This is a genomic window from Pseudomonas serbica (genome assembly GCF_028823535.1).
Lineage (GTDB): Bacteria > Pseudomonadota > Gammaproteobacteria > Pseudomonadales > Pseudomonadaceae > Aquipseudomonas > Aquipseudomonas serbica.
Genome location: NZ_JAQIYM010000002.1, coordinates 315,940 through 329,593, shown reverse-complemented (window position 1 = coordinate 329,593; position 13,654 = coordinate 315,940). Strand labels below are relative to the sequence as shown.

Sequence of the window (13,654 nt, the reverse complement as noted above, 5' to 3'; positions counted from 1 at the left end):
TCTCAGAACTTGGCGTCGCGTTTTTCGACGAAGGCCCGGCGCGTTTCCGCGGAGTCCGGGCTGCTGTAGGCCTGCATGGTGAAACCCTGCTCCCAGCGGTATTTGTCTTCCAGGTTGCCGTCTTCGATGCCGTTCAAGGCTTCCTTGGCGATGCGGATCATCGCCGGGCTCTTCTCGGCGATTTTCGCCGCGATGCCCAGGGCGGTTTCGCGCAGCTGGTCCTTGCTGACGACGCGCTCGATAAAGCCGTATTGCAGCGCCTCGGGAGCGCCGATGCTGTCGCCGGTAAAGAACAGGTAGCGAACTTTTTGCACCGGGAACAGACGCTGCAGATGCGCTCCGCCGCCCATGGCGCCGCGGTCGACTTCCGGCAGGGCGAAGGTCGCGCAGTCGGAGGCGACGACGATGTCCGCCGCCCCGGTGATACCGATACCGCCGCCCAGGACGAAGCCATGGACCGCGACAATCACCGGCACCGGGTTGCGGTGCACGGCCTTGAAAGTGGCGTAGTTACCGGCGTTGACCTCGACGATCCGCTCCGGGTATTGGTCCAGCTCCTTGATGTCGACGCCGGCGCAAAAGCCGCGGCCTTCGGCGCGAATCACGATCACCCGCACCTGCGGATTGGCACCAAGGGCTTCGATCTCCCGTGCCAGGGCGAGCCATTGCTGGCTGTCGAGGGCATTGACCGGGGGTTTGGCGATCACCAGTTCCGCGATCCCCTGATTGAGTTGTGTGGTAAATGCCTGGTTCATAGGGGTTCTCCAATGCTGGCGGGACGATTCGATGGGAGGGTCTGGCTGCGGGCCAGGAGTGCGTCCAGGCATTGCTGGGCCTCACTGGCAATGCCTTCGATGACTTCGCGGCAACTGAGCAACTCGCCGATGGCCGCCGCGACCTGGCCGCTGGGCAGGATGCCCTCGTCCGGGGCGCCATCGATCATCGAGCGCTGCAGCAGCACCGGCTGGTTGGCGGCCATCACCACTTGCGACAGCTGCGACGGGTCTTCACGCAACGCACGGATAAAGACAGAAGCCATGTGCCCCAGGCTCATGCCGGTCTGCTGCTTCCACTGCCAGGCGCTGCCCAGGGCAATGCGCAGGCGGCCGAAGGGGCCCGCCTGCTCGAGGTGATTGATGAAGCGGTTTTCGATCATGCGGTGGCGCATGCCATCCACTGCCGTGGTCACGCGCACCAGCTGCGGATCGTTGACCTTCAGGTAGCGTTCCAGTGTCGCGGCCGGGGTCGGCGATTCACGGGTCATGAGAAATCGCGTGCCCATGGCGATGCCGGCGCCACCGGCGGCCAGCACCGAGGCCAGGCCACGGCCGGTGGCAAAGCCGCCGGCCGCAATCACCGGTACCTTGACCGCCGCCAGCACCTGGGGCAGCAGGATCGAGCTGGGCACACCGCCGGTATGACCACCGCCCTCGCCACCCTGGATGGTGATCAGGTCGGCGCCCAGCTCCACCGCCTTGAGCGCATGCTTCAAGGCACCGACGGTGGGAATGCACAGCACCTTGGCCGCCTTGAAACGCGCGATGGTCTGTTTGTCCGGGCCGCGCCCGTAACTGACGGCACGCAGGCGGTACTTGATCGCCAAGTCGACGCACTGGGCGGCGTTGTCCTGGAACATATGGAAGTTGAGACCGAAATTGCTGCCACCGGTGGCGTCAATCACCTTGCAGATTTCGCCTTCCAGTTCAGCCGCCGTAATGGTCGCCCCGGCGAGGAAACCGAAGCCCCCGGCCTGGGTCGAGGCGATCACCAGGTTGGCGTCGGCGACCCAGCCCATGGCGGTCTGTACGATCGGGTAACGGCAACCAAGGGCCTCGGTCAGAGGCGTATCGAGCCAGCGGTTCATTGGCTGTTGTCCTCGGCTTGCTTGTTGGCCCGGGCCATGCCCTTGGCGTCGAAGCCGCCCAGCTTGTCGCCGGACAACAGCTCGTTATGGGCATGGGCAAAGTGGTGCCAGGCGAACACCGCATCCATCGCCGTGCGCTTGCCTTGCAGGTCCTCGACGTGGTTGATCGCCTGCTTGGTCAGGGCCAGGCCCATGCGCGGCTGACGGGCAATGCCCGCGGCCAAGGCATAGGTGGCCTGCTCCAGTTCATCACGGGGCACCAGGCGGTTGACCATGCCCACCTGCCAGGCTCGGCCCGCGCTCATGCGATCGCCGGTGAAAAGGAATTCCTTGGCGATGCGCGGGTTCATTTCATAGGGATGGGCAAAATATTCCACCCCCGGAATGCCCATGCGCACCACCGGGTCCTGGAAGAAGGCGTCGTCACTGGCGACGATCAGGTCGCAGACCCAGGCCAGCATCAGGCCACCTGCGATACACGCGCCATGGACCATGGCGATGGTCGGCTTGGGCAGTTCGCGCCAGCGCCGGCACATGCCCAGGTACACCTCCTGTTCGCGGGCATAGAGTTGCTCGCCACCGGGCTTGTTGGTGTGGTCCCACCACAGGTGCGCGCGTTCGAACGGCTTGTCGATATCGCGCCCGGGGGTGCCGATATCGTGGCCCGCCGAAAAGTGCTTGCCGTTGCCGCGCAGGACGATGACCTTGACGCTGTCGTCGTTCACCGCCTGGCGAAAGCAGGCATCCAGGGCGTAGGTCATCTGCGAGTTTTGCGCGTTATTGAAGGTCGGCCGGTTCAGCGTCAGCGTGGCAATACCCTCGGCCACGCTGTACAGCACCGGGGTGTCCGTCTCGTAGACGGCGTTGTCCTGGCGGACGATGAATTCACTGTCGCTGCTGTGCATGGTCGCTGTCCTTGGCTCAGGCCGTACGGATGCCGGGCGGGTTGCCCTTGATCGCCGTGGCGCGGTAGTCGTGGGGATCGAGTCGGCGGATCAGCGCCAACTGCTCAGGAGTGGGATGCGCGGTTTCGTGCAACTGTGCCGACTTGAGCAACGGGAAGCCGGTGTTGTCCTGGACCTGCTCGAAGCTCACGCCGGGGTGCAACGAACGCACTTGCACCGCACGGTCCGGGCCGTTGAAATCGAGGACGCAGAGGTCGCTGACCACGCAACGGATGTCCATCAGGTCGCGACGCGCGCCTTCGGGCCAGCGCTCGGCCTTGAAGCCGACACCGGAGACCATGTCCACTTCGCCGCTGACGAACACCCGGCTGTTATGGCTGGGCACGAAAAACGAGTTGAGGTGGTTGATGCTGTTGCCCGGCAGGCCGCGCACGCCGAGGATCGCCGTCCTGGGTTTTTGATAGTCGCCGACGCAGGACAGGTTGGTCTGGCCCCAGCGGTCGATCTGGGTCGGCCCGATCATTGCGTGACGGCGCCCGCCCCACACGCATTCGAATACTCGTTCGAACGACATGTAACCCGAATAACGCGCAACGTAGTCGCCACGCGGGCCCAGCGGGATCGGTTCTTCGACGAGGAACGCCTCGCTGTCGGTCATCAACAGTTCCGGGCTGTGGGTCAGTTTGGCCAGGCTGGCGCCCAGGCGCGGGATCACGCCCAGGCCCGAGGCAATCACCTCGCCATTGCCACGCCAGGCCTCGGAGGCGGCGACGATCATCAGTTCAGCCAGGGTGAAATCACAGGTTGCAGACATGCTCGGTAATCCTCAGAACACGGGAAGGGGCAAGGCGCCCATGGAGTCGGCACCGCCGTTCTGTGCCTGATAGGCCTGCTCGCCACCGGCGATCCAGGTCTGCACATAGTCCTGCCAGCCGTTTTCCGCCTGGCTGCTGGCGACATAGCCCTTGAGGTGCTTCATGTCCCAGCCGTAGTCAGGGGCGCAGAGCGTCGGGTGCGCACCGAAAGGTGCATGCACCACACCGCTCACCAGATAGCGCTCGAAGGTATTGAAGCGGGCCTGCTCGGCGGTCAGCGCCAGGCGTTCTTCCAGACGCTCGCACGAGACGAAGCACTGCTGGGCGGCGCGGGCGAACAGGTGGTCGAAATACGGGTCTGGCCCGGTCACCAGGCAGTTGCCAAGGCGGTCGGCGACGTTGACGTGCAGGAACGCCACGTCAAGGTTGAGCGCCGGCATCGCCAGCAGCACCTCGCCATCGGCATAGGGTGACTGGATCGTCTTGAGTGCCGGGTTCAGGCGCGTCACGTCAGTGGCCAGGCCACAACGAGTGGGCAGGAACGGCAGGCGCATGCCGGCGGCGCGCAGGCCCCACTGGAACATGCCTTCGTCGAGTTCCATCAGCTCCAGCTCGCCGGCTTCGCGGGCCTTGCGGTAGTAGGGTTCCAACGGAATGGCATCGAGGGTGGCGAAGCCGAACACCAGTTTCTTGACCTTGCCGGCCGCGCACAGCATGCCCACTTCCGGGCCGCCGTAGGCGACCACGGTGAGGTCCTTGACCGGTGAGCGCAGGATCTCGCGCACGATCGCCATCGGCTTGCGCCGCGGGCCCCAGCCACCGAAACCGATGGTCATGCCATCGCGCAATTGAGCGACCGCATCGGCCGCTGTCAGTTGTTTGTTCATCATGACAATTCCTTAGTGCTGGCCGACCGAAAAGTCGTGCCCCCAAATGCTCACGCGGGTGAACTCGAAGGCCGAATGCTCGGCCCAGTCGACTTGCAACCCGCCAAAGCCGTATTCCAGATCGAAGCCGGACGGTGTCTTCATGTAGAAACTGGTCATGCGGTCGTTGAGGTGCTGGCCGAGGGTGGCCGACAGGTCCACCGCATGGGCGTGCAGACGGTCGTGGGCGCGGCCGACTTCGGTCATCGAATCGACCTCGACCATCACGTGCACGCAACCGGACGGCACCGGGTACTCGGCCAGCGCCAAGCTGTGGTGACGGGCGTTCTGGCAATGCAAAAAGTGAATGCGCACCGGTGCTACGGACGGGTCGGGACGGAAGTTGAAAATGTCCGACAACTCAAAGCCCAGCACATCCTTGGCGAACGCCAGGGTGGCGTCGAAGTTCGGCGCCGGCAGCACCGTGTGGCCCAGGCCCATGTCGCCAGTGATGAAACGCGGCACGCCCTGGGGAGACACGAACGGCAGGCAATCGGAGCGATGGCCCCAGCTCAGTTCATGGCAGTTGCCCGACGGGTCGGTCACCTTGACCAGCGCCTGGACGCCGCGCTGCTCGATCTCGGCGGCGCAGCCTGGCTGCCATTCGATACTGGCAGCGCTCAGGTGCTCGAGGGCGGCCTTGAAGGCCGTCTCGTTGGCCAGCTCCCAGCCAGAGGCCAGGTAACGCGCCTCGCTGCCTTCGACGATCAGCATGCGAAACGGACGCTCGTCCATTTTCACGTACAAGCCACCGCCCGGTGCCGGGTTCACTTGCATGCCCAGCACGTCTTCGGCGTAACGCTGCCAATGACTGAGGTTTTCGATCTGCGAGACGAAATAGCTCAAACCGCGAATGTCGATCATGCCTGGGTCCTCGTTGGCTGAAGGGCTTTTGTGACGAGCATTGTGCAAAGCGCCGACCGAGGCTTCATCGTCCGTTGAGACTAAGCAGGCAAAGGCGTGGGGCAGATGCCACATTGGCGGGCAGGATGGACGCCCACTGTAGGAGCTGGCTTGCCAGCGAAAGCGCCGGGTCAGGCAACCATGAGTTGGCTGGACGGACGCCTTCGCTGCCGTTCAGCGCACGCGAATCTTCGGGTCATCCGCCCCGCGACGCAGGGTCTTGAGGAAGCCCTCCAGCGGTGCGGGTTCGGCGATCTGCGGCAAGGCGTCCTTGTCCGGGCGTTGCGCCCAGAAGGCATCCCAGGACGGAAACAGTTCGTGGAAGCTGCCCGCGTAAGGCTCGCGCCCCGGCCAACGCATTTTCAGGCCGCCGATCGGTGGTTTGTTCAGGTCGGTCGCGTACCAGTAGCACGGCAAGCGGCGACGGAAGCACCAACGCCCGTCGATCCGCTCGTAGTCGTCCCAGTACAGCATCTGCATGATCACCCACTCGGGACCGGTCTCATGCTCGTTCTTCGAATAGACCACGCCGGTGGCGTGATCGGCATCGCTGAACTCGATGATGTGCTGCCCCAGGTGATGGGCGGTGCCATGGAACTGCGTGCGCATGGTTTCGTCCAGCCACGCCTTGAGGTGCGCGCGACCACTCTTGTCACGGCCCACGCGCACGTCCGGGGCGAAGCAGTTGGCCATGGCATCCATGTCGCGCATGTCCAGGGCCAGGGCGTATTTGCCGGCCAGTTGGCGGATCGCGTCCAGCGACTCCAGGCGGTCGATGCGCTCAAGCAATGCGTTGGTTTCGTGGCTCATCAGTCGAGCACCGTGTACAGGTCCGAACCCCGTCCGCCATCCACCGCCAGGCTGGCACCGGTGACATACGAAGCCTCGTCGCTGGCCAGGAACACAATGGCGTTGGCCAGCTCCACTGGCAGGCCGACCCGTTTCATCGGGATGACTTTTTCAGTGTTGCTGCGGGTCTTGGCATCGGCCAGCATGCCGGCCGTGGCCGGGGTGTCGACTACGCCGGGAATGATCACGTTGCAGCGGATGTTGTGCGGTGCGCCTTCGCTGGCCGCCGCCCGGCTGAAGTTGATCACCGCCGCCTTGGCCGCCGAATAACCGGCCATCCACGCCGTGCCGAACAGGCCGCAGATCGACGCGATGTTGACGATCGAACCGCCGCCCTGGGCCTTCATCAACTGCATGGCGGTGCGGGTGCCCCAGAAGGTGCCGTCCACGGTAGTGGCGAAGTTGGCGTGCCAGTCGGCGGTGGTCATGCTGTCGATGCCGCCCCAGGTGTAGGCCATCGCGTTGTTGACCAGGATGTCCAGGCGCCCATGACGTTGCGCGGTGGCTTGCAGTGCACCGACGTAGGCCTGTTCATCGCTGACATCGGCCACGGCGATCTCCGCCTGCCCGCCTTGGGCCTGGATTTTTTCCTGCACGCCTTGCAGCGGCTCGATGCGCCGCCCGCACAGCACCACCGTGGCGCCCTCTTCGGCGAACCGCAGCGCGGTGGCTTCGCCGATGCCGGAACCGGCGCCGGTGACGAAGGCGATTTTTCCTTGTAGACGTTTGCTCATGGGTGACTCCCTGCTCAGATAAAGGCCATGCCGCCGTTGACGGCGATGTTCTGCCCGGTCATGAAACTGGCGTCTTCGCTGGCCAGGAACACCGCGACCCGGGCGATCTCGTCGGTCTCGCACATACGGCCCAGGGGCACGTTTTTCAGCAGCGCCTGCATGTAGTCATCAGGGATGCCGGCCATCATCGGGGTGTTGGTCGGCCCAGGCACCAGAGTGTTGACGCGGATGCCGCTGGCGGCCAGTTCACGGGCGATCGAGCGGGTCAGGCCCATGACACCGGCTTTCGAGGCGCAGTAGTGGCTTGGGCCTTCGCCGGTCAGCGCGGCGGTGCTGGAGAGGTTGATGATCGCGCCCTTGCGGCCACCCTTGACCATCAATTTGGCGCCTTCACGGCAGCACAGGAAGGTGCCGCCCAGGTTCACCCCGATCACCCGCGCCCAGCTCTCGTCCGGGGTTTCGAGGAAGCTGTCCAGCCCGCCCACGCCGGCGTTGTTGACCAGGATGTCGAGGCCACCGAAGTGCTGCTCGGCCTGGCCCATGGCATCGGCCACGGAGGCACCATCACCAACGTTGCAGGCCAGGGCCAGCACCTGGTCGCCCAGGTCTGCCAGGCTCTCGGCCAGGGCCGCCTGGTTCAGGTCGACAGCCACCACCTTGGCGCCTTCGGCGACAAAACCACGCACGATGGCCTGGCCCATGCCCTGGGTGGCACCGGTCACGAAGGCCACTTTATCGAGTAACTTCATAGCAATCTCCAAGTGTGCGAATACGCTGCGGCCCGCTGCAATGGAGCCGTCACTTGCATGATTGGCGGCAAGCCCCCGTGCACACATCGTCCGATAGGACTAGCGCCGCGTGGTCTGAACGGACGATGTGAATGACGGCGTCAGCGCCCAGCATTCGCTTGGCGCGCACCACGCCAGGCGCGGCATTCCCCTTCAATTCGCTGCAGCGCCTGGCGCGGTTGTGCTTCATGAATCCGCCATCAATGGAGAACCCCATGAACCAACCTGTAGACCTGCCCTTGCCCGTTGGCCATTACGCAACCCTGCCCAACGGCCTGCGCCTGCACTATCTGGATGAGGGCGCCGGCCCCGTGGTCCTGTGGCTGCACGGCAGCGGGCCGGGCGCCAGTGGCTTCAGCAACTTCAAGGGCAACTACCCGCAACTGGTCGCCGCCGGCTATCGCAATATCGTGCTGGACCTCCCGGGTTTCGGCCGCTCGGACAAACCCGAGGACGTGCAGTACAACCTGGAGTTCTTCGTCGATTGCGTGGCGGCGTTCTTGGAGTCCGTCGGTGTGCGACGCTGCACGCTGCTGGGTAACTCGCTGGGTGGTGCAATCGCCCTGGGCCTGGCCCTGCGCCTGCCGCAACTGGCCCAGAGCCTGATCCTGCTGGCACCGGGCGGTGTCGAGGAGCGGGAAACCTATTTCAAGATGGAAGGCATCGTGCGCATGGTCAGCCTGTTCAGCGCCGGCCCCATCGGCATGGAGGAAATGCGCAGCATGATGAGCCTGCAGCTGTTCGATGCGTCGATCCTGCCGGAAAGCCTGCTGCAGGAACGCGTGGCGGTGGCGGTGACCCAGCCGAAGAACCTGTTCAGCACGATGATGGTGCCGAACATGGAAGCGCGCCTGGGCGAAATCCAGTGCCCGATCCTCGGGTTCTGGGGCAGCAACGATCACTTCAACCCGATCAGTGGCGCCCAGCGCATCATCGACGGCACACCGAATGCGCGGTTCATCGTGCTCAACCGGTGCGGGCATTGGGTTCAGGTGGAGCACCGCGAATTGTTCAACCGTAGCTGCATTGAGTTTCTGCAGCACGGTTGAACCAGGCGACGCGGTGGCGGCATCCGCTTCGCCACCGCTATCGCCAGCAAGCCGGCACCTACAGATGTGTGTCACGCCACAAACCCCACATACCCCCGCAAACCTGTAGGAGCTGGCTTGCCAGCGATGGCGGCATAACGGCCACCATCGCATCGCCAGCAAGTTTGCTCCTGCAGGCGAACCAAGCGCTGGTGTATCTGTCAGCCCGCCGCCTTCTGGCTGTTCAACACGGCATCGCCGGGCTTACCCAGTACGCAGGAAGTGCCGCCGGGCGTGTACATCATGGCCACGCAGCGGTTGCACGCGGTGCAGATCGAATCGCGGCTGGCGCCGCTGGCGAGTTTGTTGACGTAATCATTTTCGGCCAACAACACCCGCCCCATGGCGACCAGGTCAAAGCCCTCGGCCATGATCTTTTCGATGCTTGCCAGGCTCTTGGCACCGCCCAGATACGCCAACGGCATTTTCACCGCCGCACGCACCTTGCGCGCATGTTCCAGCAGATACAGCTCGCGGAATTCCACGGTCGGCTCCTTGCGACGCTGGATGGCCATGGCCAGGGCGATGATCTTGTTCTTCTGCTGCACGCGGTTTTCCTTGGGGAAGGAAGAGCCGAACATGGTAGTGATCGACTCAGCGTTCATACCGGCGCTGAGCACCAGCAAATGCGCACCCTCCTCTTCGAGCATGCGCGCGATCCGTGCCCCGTCTTCGGCGCTGTTACCGGCGCGCACGCCTTCGGTCACGCTGTATTTGCAGATGACCGCCATCTCCTGGCCGACCGCATCCAGCACCGCCCGCAGCACCCGGCGCGGAAAGCGCAGGCGGTTTTCCAGGCTGCCGCCGTATTGGTCGCGGCGCTTGTTGTACATCGGCGAAATGAACTGGCTGAGCAGGTAGCCGTGGCCCATGTGGATTTCCACCGCGTCGAATCCCGCCTGGCGGGCCAGGCGCGCGCCTTGGGCGAATTCGCGCACCACTTGTTGCATGTCGGCCTCGTTCATCGCCTGCTTGAGGAACATGCCGCTCATCAGGCCGATCTTGTTGAAGCCGCCGCTGGCGGACAGCGGACGCTTGGTCGAGCGCTCGCGGATGAAGGTGAAGCAGCCGCCGTGGGTAATCTGCGCGCTGGCCAGGCCGCCGGCCTGGTGCACGCCGTCGGTCAGGGCCTTGAAGTGCGGCAGGCTGGATTGGCTGAGGGTCAGCTGGTTGGGCAAGGTGCGTCCATCGCTGCTCACCGCGCAATAGGCCACGGTGGTCAGGGCGGTGCCGCCGGCGACCAGGGCCGAGTGCAGCTTGACCAGTTGCTTGGAAGGCACGCCCTGGGCACTCATGCCCTCGTTGGTGGCCGCCTTGATAAATCGGTTTTTCAGGGTCAACGGGCCAATCGCGATAGGGCTGAACGGTGATGGGGTCGGACGAGGATTCATGACAGGCCTCTCTTTATTTTTATCAGGCTAAAAACAAACGACTGCGGCGCTGGATCGCGACGCAGCCATGATCTTCAAAAGGTGTATTTGGCGTTGAATGACAGGTAATCGCGGTCAGCCAGCAACCGGCCCTGGGCGACATCCGGGGAGCTCAGGTAGGCGACATAGGTCATGCCGACCTGGAAGTTGCCCAGGTACTTGAAGTCGCCGCCAACGGTCAGGCGTTTTTCGTCTCGACCCAGGCCCTGATAGGCGCTGCCGTCGACGTTCTGCGTCCAGACCACCTTGGTGCTCAGGTCCAGGCCCGTGGCGATGGACGGGTAATCCATGTAGGCGCCAATGCCCAGCAGGGTCGAGCCTCGGGTCTGGGTCTTCGATTCAAACTGGTCGAAAGTGCCATCCACGCCAGCGCCGCCGCCGGTGATCGTCAGGCTGTCCACCCCGTCGATGTGTTGATGCACCACTTCGCCCATGAAGGTGGTCTGTTGCGCGAGCAGGCTTGGGCCGAGGATGTAGCTGGCGTTGAGGTTGCCTTGCCAGATCTGCCCGGTGGTCGGTGCGCCGTTGTTGAGGTAGACCGAGGCGCCATCGCGGTAGCTCAGGTCACCGGCGTACTGCACCGAATCGCCGACCTTGGAGCTGAAGCTGACACCCGTCAGCTTGACGTCTTCGAAGTAGCCCAGGCGATAGGACGGCGCGGTGCCGTCATGCCCGATACCCTTGAGCGAGGAGTATTGGGTGGTGCCGGTGAAGTCGAAGAACAGCGAGCCGATGCGTTCGTTGTAGCGGTAATGGAACAGCCCCACTTCGGTGTTCTCGGTGATCCGGTAGCGCACACCCAGGCCCCATTGGCCGCTGTCGCTGGCGTCTTTCTCACCGGCGTAACCAACCGCCAGGCCGTTGGGCAGACGGTCGACCTGCCCGGCGCCCAGACGGAAAAACTCGGCACCGGGACCGAAGGTATCGCTGCCGAAATAATCGCCCACCGGGTTGAGCTGGGTCTTTTCCCACTCGTACTGGTAGTAGCCCACCAGCGCCAGGTCTTCATTGAGCGACCACGACCCGGACACCTGCCCCACCGGCAGGTAGGAGTCCTTGGCTTCGGTACCCGGCACGTTGAACTTGGTCGCATCCACCGGGGCCTGGCCCTGACTGATGTTGGCCCAGAACAGGCTCTCGCCCCACGCCACCAGGTGCCGCCCCGCCTTGAGTGACAGGTACTGGGTCTCGCCGAGCTCGAAGTTGCCATACACATAGGCATCGAGCAGGCGCGCCGCGCTGCCGCTCAGGCGACGGGTTTCGTCGCTGAAGCCGTCGTTGTGGCCGGTCTTGTTCACCGTCTGCGGCGAGTCGTTGGCGTTTTTCTGGTTGTAGACGTCATCGTAGAACTGGCTGCCACGCAGCACCGCGCCGAGGTTGTCGTGCCGAAGTTGCAACTCGCCGAACAGGCTCAGGCGGTTGTTGATCAACGAACCGCGCTTGAAGGCGCGCGTGCCGTCGTCGTTGTTCGGATCGTTGAGGTATTGACTGGCCTGCTTGGCGGTGCGCATGGAGGCGGTGTAGTTGACCGTCAGCGACGAATCCAGGGTGGTGTTTTCCCCCAGCTGGATGCTCGGTGCGGCGCTGGCCGTGGCACTGGCAATGGTGATGGCCGTTGCCAACAGGCAGCGGCCACCGCTCAGGTTCCGTGAATGGCGCGCGACAGTGATTCCCGTGAACATGCTCCTCTCCTTTTGTTGTTGTTTTTTTCGTGTTTCGACACCGCTGCGCCTCACGCCGGAACGCTGCTGGCCAGCATCGCGCGCAGTTCGTTCTTCGCTACTTTGCTCGATGGGTTGAGTGGCAAGGCGTTGAAGAAATGCACCCGGCGCGGCACCTTGTAATTGGCCATCTGCTCACGGCTCCAGGCGATCAGTTGTGCTTCGTCAAGTTCGCGCCCTTCACGCAGCACCACACAGGCACAGCCGACTTCGCCCATGCGCTCATCGGCGATACCGATCACCGCCACCTGGGCAATGGCCGGGTGCCTGATCAGCGCCGCTTCGATTTCCGCCGGGTAGCAGTTGAAACCGCCGACGATGTACATGTCCTTCAGGCGGTCGGTAATGATCAGGTTGCCCGCCTCGTCCAGGCGCCCGACATCGCCGGTGTGCAGCCAGCCTTGGGCGTCGATGGCTTCGCGGGTCGCTTCGGGGTTCTGGAAATAGCCCTGCATGATGTGAAAACCGCGCAGGCAGATCTCGCCGGTCTGCCCGGCCTCCAGCGCCTGGTTGTGCGGATCGCGGATGCTCACTTCGGTGCCGGCGATCGGCCGTCCGCTGGTGCCGGCGATCACTGTTGCCGAGTCTTGTGGATCGCAGATCGTCGCCAGCCCGCCGCATTCGGTCAGGCCGTAGGCGGTGGTCACCACGGCGAAACCCAGCTCGGCACGCATGCGCTCGATCAGGCTCGGCGGGATGCTCGCCGAACCGGTCACCGCGATGCGCAGGCTCGACAGGTCGGTCTGCTTGAGCTGCGGATGGGCCAGCAGCGAGAGGTATAGGGTCGGTGCACCTGGCAAGACGCTGATGCGCTCACGGGCGATGCGCTGGAATACGTGTTCGGCGTCGAACACCGCATGGGGCAGGATGGTCGCCCCGCCGATCAGGCAGGTTAGCCAGCCGGCCTTGTAGCCAAAGGCATGGAAGAACGGGTTGACGATCAGGTAGCGGTCTTGCGGCAGCAGGCCGATAACCTTGACGTATTCGGTGAAGGCCCGCAGGTTCTGGCCATGGCCGCTCATCACGCCCTTGGGCTTGCCGGTGGTGCCGGAGGTGAACAACAGGTCGCACATGGCCTCGGGGCCGATCGCCATGGCCCGACGCCTGGCACTGTCGGCATCAATGGTCGCCGCGCCGAGCAGGAACTGGGCAAGGGTCAGGTCCGACGGCAACCCGGGGGTGTCGCCCTCGAGCATCACCAAGTGTTCGAGACTGGCCGGCCGATGGGGCGCGAGCAGCGCCGGGTAGTCGACGTCGAGAAAACGCTGCTGGACAAACAACACTCGGCAGCCGCTGCGCTCCAGCACATCGGCGGCCTCTAGGCCCTTCATGCGCGTGTTGATCGGCACCAGTACTGCGCCGGCGCACTGAATGCCCAGTGCCGCGAGGATCCAGTCACCGCTGTTCGGCGCCCAGATACCGACCCGGTCGCCGGCCTGGATACCCAGCGCCATCAAGCCCCGGGCAAAGCCCATGACGCGCTCGGGCAGCTCGGCGTAGTCGATGCACTGGCCGTTGTCCTCGATGGCGGTGCGCCCGGCAAAACGTTCGGCACTGCTGAAGACCAATTGGGCAAGGGTAACAGGGGCGGCGCTCAGCGGCGCGGCAAGGTTCAGGCTCTGATTCATCGT

The 13,654-nt window shown here is 64.1% G+C and carries 13 protein-coding genes; 1 reads left to right on the top strand and 12 read right to left on the bottom strand.

Annotation, left to right across the window (positions count from 1 at the left end; all coding sequences use genetic code 11):
* Positions 1 to 2 precede the first annotated feature (2 nt).
* The 9 genes from NQL71_RS04240 to NQL71_RS04200 all read right to left on the bottom strand — a co-directional run bounded on the left by NQL71_RS04240 (position 3) and on the right by NQL71_RS04200 (position 7,745).
* The gene (locus tag NQL71_RS04240; RefSeq protein ID WP_046817084.1) at positions 3 to 755 is read right to left on the bottom strand and encodes an enoyl-CoA hydratase family protein; all 753 of its coding nucleotides are present in this window, start codon (positions 753 to 755) and stop codon (positions 3 to 5) included.
* Positions 752 to 1,864, bottom strand: a complete 1,113-nt coding sequence (locus NQL71_RS04235) for an NAD(P)H-dependent flavin oxidoreductase (RefSeq protein WP_046817083.1) — start codon at positions 1,862 to 1,864, stop codon at positions 752 to 754. Before NQL71_RS04235 ends, NQL71_RS04240 begins: the two co-directional genes overlap by 4 nt.
* On the bottom strand, positions 1,861 to 2,769 hold the full coding sequence (locus NQL71_RS04230) for an enoyl-CoA hydratase (protein ID WP_077185956.1): 909 nt from the start codon (positions 2,767 to 2,769) through the stop codon (positions 1,861 to 1,863). Before NQL71_RS04230 ends, NQL71_RS04235 begins: the two co-directional genes overlap by 4 nt.
* Before the next feature lie 16 nt (positions 2,770 to 2,785).
* On the bottom strand, positions 2,786 to 3,583 hold the full coding sequence (locus tag NQL71_RS04225; protein ID WP_077185957.1) for a CoA-transferase subunit beta: 798 nt from the start codon (positions 3,581 to 3,583) through the stop codon (positions 2,786 to 2,788).
* Between the two features lie 12 nt (positions 3,584 to 3,595).
* Positions 3,596 to 4,471 carry a CoA transferase subunit A gene (locus NQL71_RS04220; RefSeq protein ID WP_046817130.1) on the bottom strand — a complete coding sequence of 292 codons (876 nt, stop codon included), beginning with the start codon at positions 4,469 to 4,471 and terminating at the stop codon, positions 3,596 to 3,598.
* Positions 4,472 to 4,483: 12 nt separating this feature from the next.
* Positions 4,484 to 5,374, bottom strand: coding sequence for a VOC family protein (locus NQL71_RS04215; protein ID WP_274642311.1), 891 nt, complete (start codon positions 5,372 to 5,374; stop codon positions 4,484 to 4,486).
* A gap of 213 nt (positions 5,375 to 5,587) precedes the next feature.
* Positions 5,588 to 6,223, bottom strand: a complete 636-nt coding sequence (locus tag NQL71_RS04210; protein WP_274642310.1) for a nuclear transport factor 2 family protein — start codon at positions 6,221 to 6,223, stop codon at positions 5,588 to 5,590.
* On the bottom strand, positions 6,223 to 6,996 hold the full coding sequence (locus NQL71_RS04205; RefSeq protein WP_046817078.1) for an SDR family NAD(P)-dependent oxidoreductase: 774 nt from the start codon (positions 6,994 to 6,996) through the stop codon (positions 6,223 to 6,225). Before NQL71_RS04205 ends, NQL71_RS04210 begins: the two co-directional genes overlap by 1 nt.
* 14 nt (positions 6,997 to 7,010) lie before the next feature.
* Positions 7,011 to 7,745, bottom strand: coding sequence for an SDR family NAD(P)-dependent oxidoreductase (locus tag NQL71_RS04200; RefSeq protein WP_274642309.1), 735 nt, complete (start codon positions 7,743 to 7,745; stop codon positions 7,011 to 7,013).
* Positions 7,746 to 7,999: 254 nt separating this feature from the next.
* Here NQL71_RS04200 and NQL71_RS04195 point away from each other — a divergent pair, with 254 nt between their 5' ends.
* Positions 8,000 to 8,833, top strand: a complete 834-nt coding sequence (locus NQL71_RS04195) for an alpha/beta fold hydrolase (protein ID WP_046817075.1) — start codon at positions 8,000 to 8,002, stop codon at positions 8,831 to 8,833.
* Between the two features lie 200 nt (positions 8,834 to 9,033).
* Here NQL71_RS04195 and NQL71_RS04190 read toward each other — a convergent pair whose 3' ends face one another.
* The 3 genes from NQL71_RS04190 to NQL71_RS04180 form a co-directional block, all read right to left on the bottom strand.
* The gene (locus tag NQL71_RS04190; protein WP_077185963.1) at positions 9,034 to 10,263 is read right to left on the bottom strand and encodes an NADH:flavin oxidoreductase; all 1,230 of its coding nucleotides are present in this window, start codon (positions 10,261 to 10,263) and stop codon (positions 9,034 to 9,036) included.
* Between the two features lie 74 nt (positions 10,264 to 10,337).
* Positions 10,338 to 11,984, bottom strand: a complete 1,647-nt coding sequence (locus tag NQL71_RS04185; protein ID WP_178134461.1) for a DUF1302 domain-containing protein — start codon at positions 11,982 to 11,984, stop codon at positions 10,338 to 10,340.
* A 50-nt stretch (positions 11,985 to 12,034) separates the two neighbouring features.
* Positions 12,035 to 13,651, bottom strand: a complete 1,617-nt coding sequence (locus tag NQL71_RS04180; protein ID WP_274642308.1) for a FadD3 family acyl-CoA ligase — start codon at positions 13,649 to 13,651, stop codon at positions 12,035 to 12,037.
* Between the last annotated feature and the right edge of the window lie 3 nt (positions 13,652 to 13,654).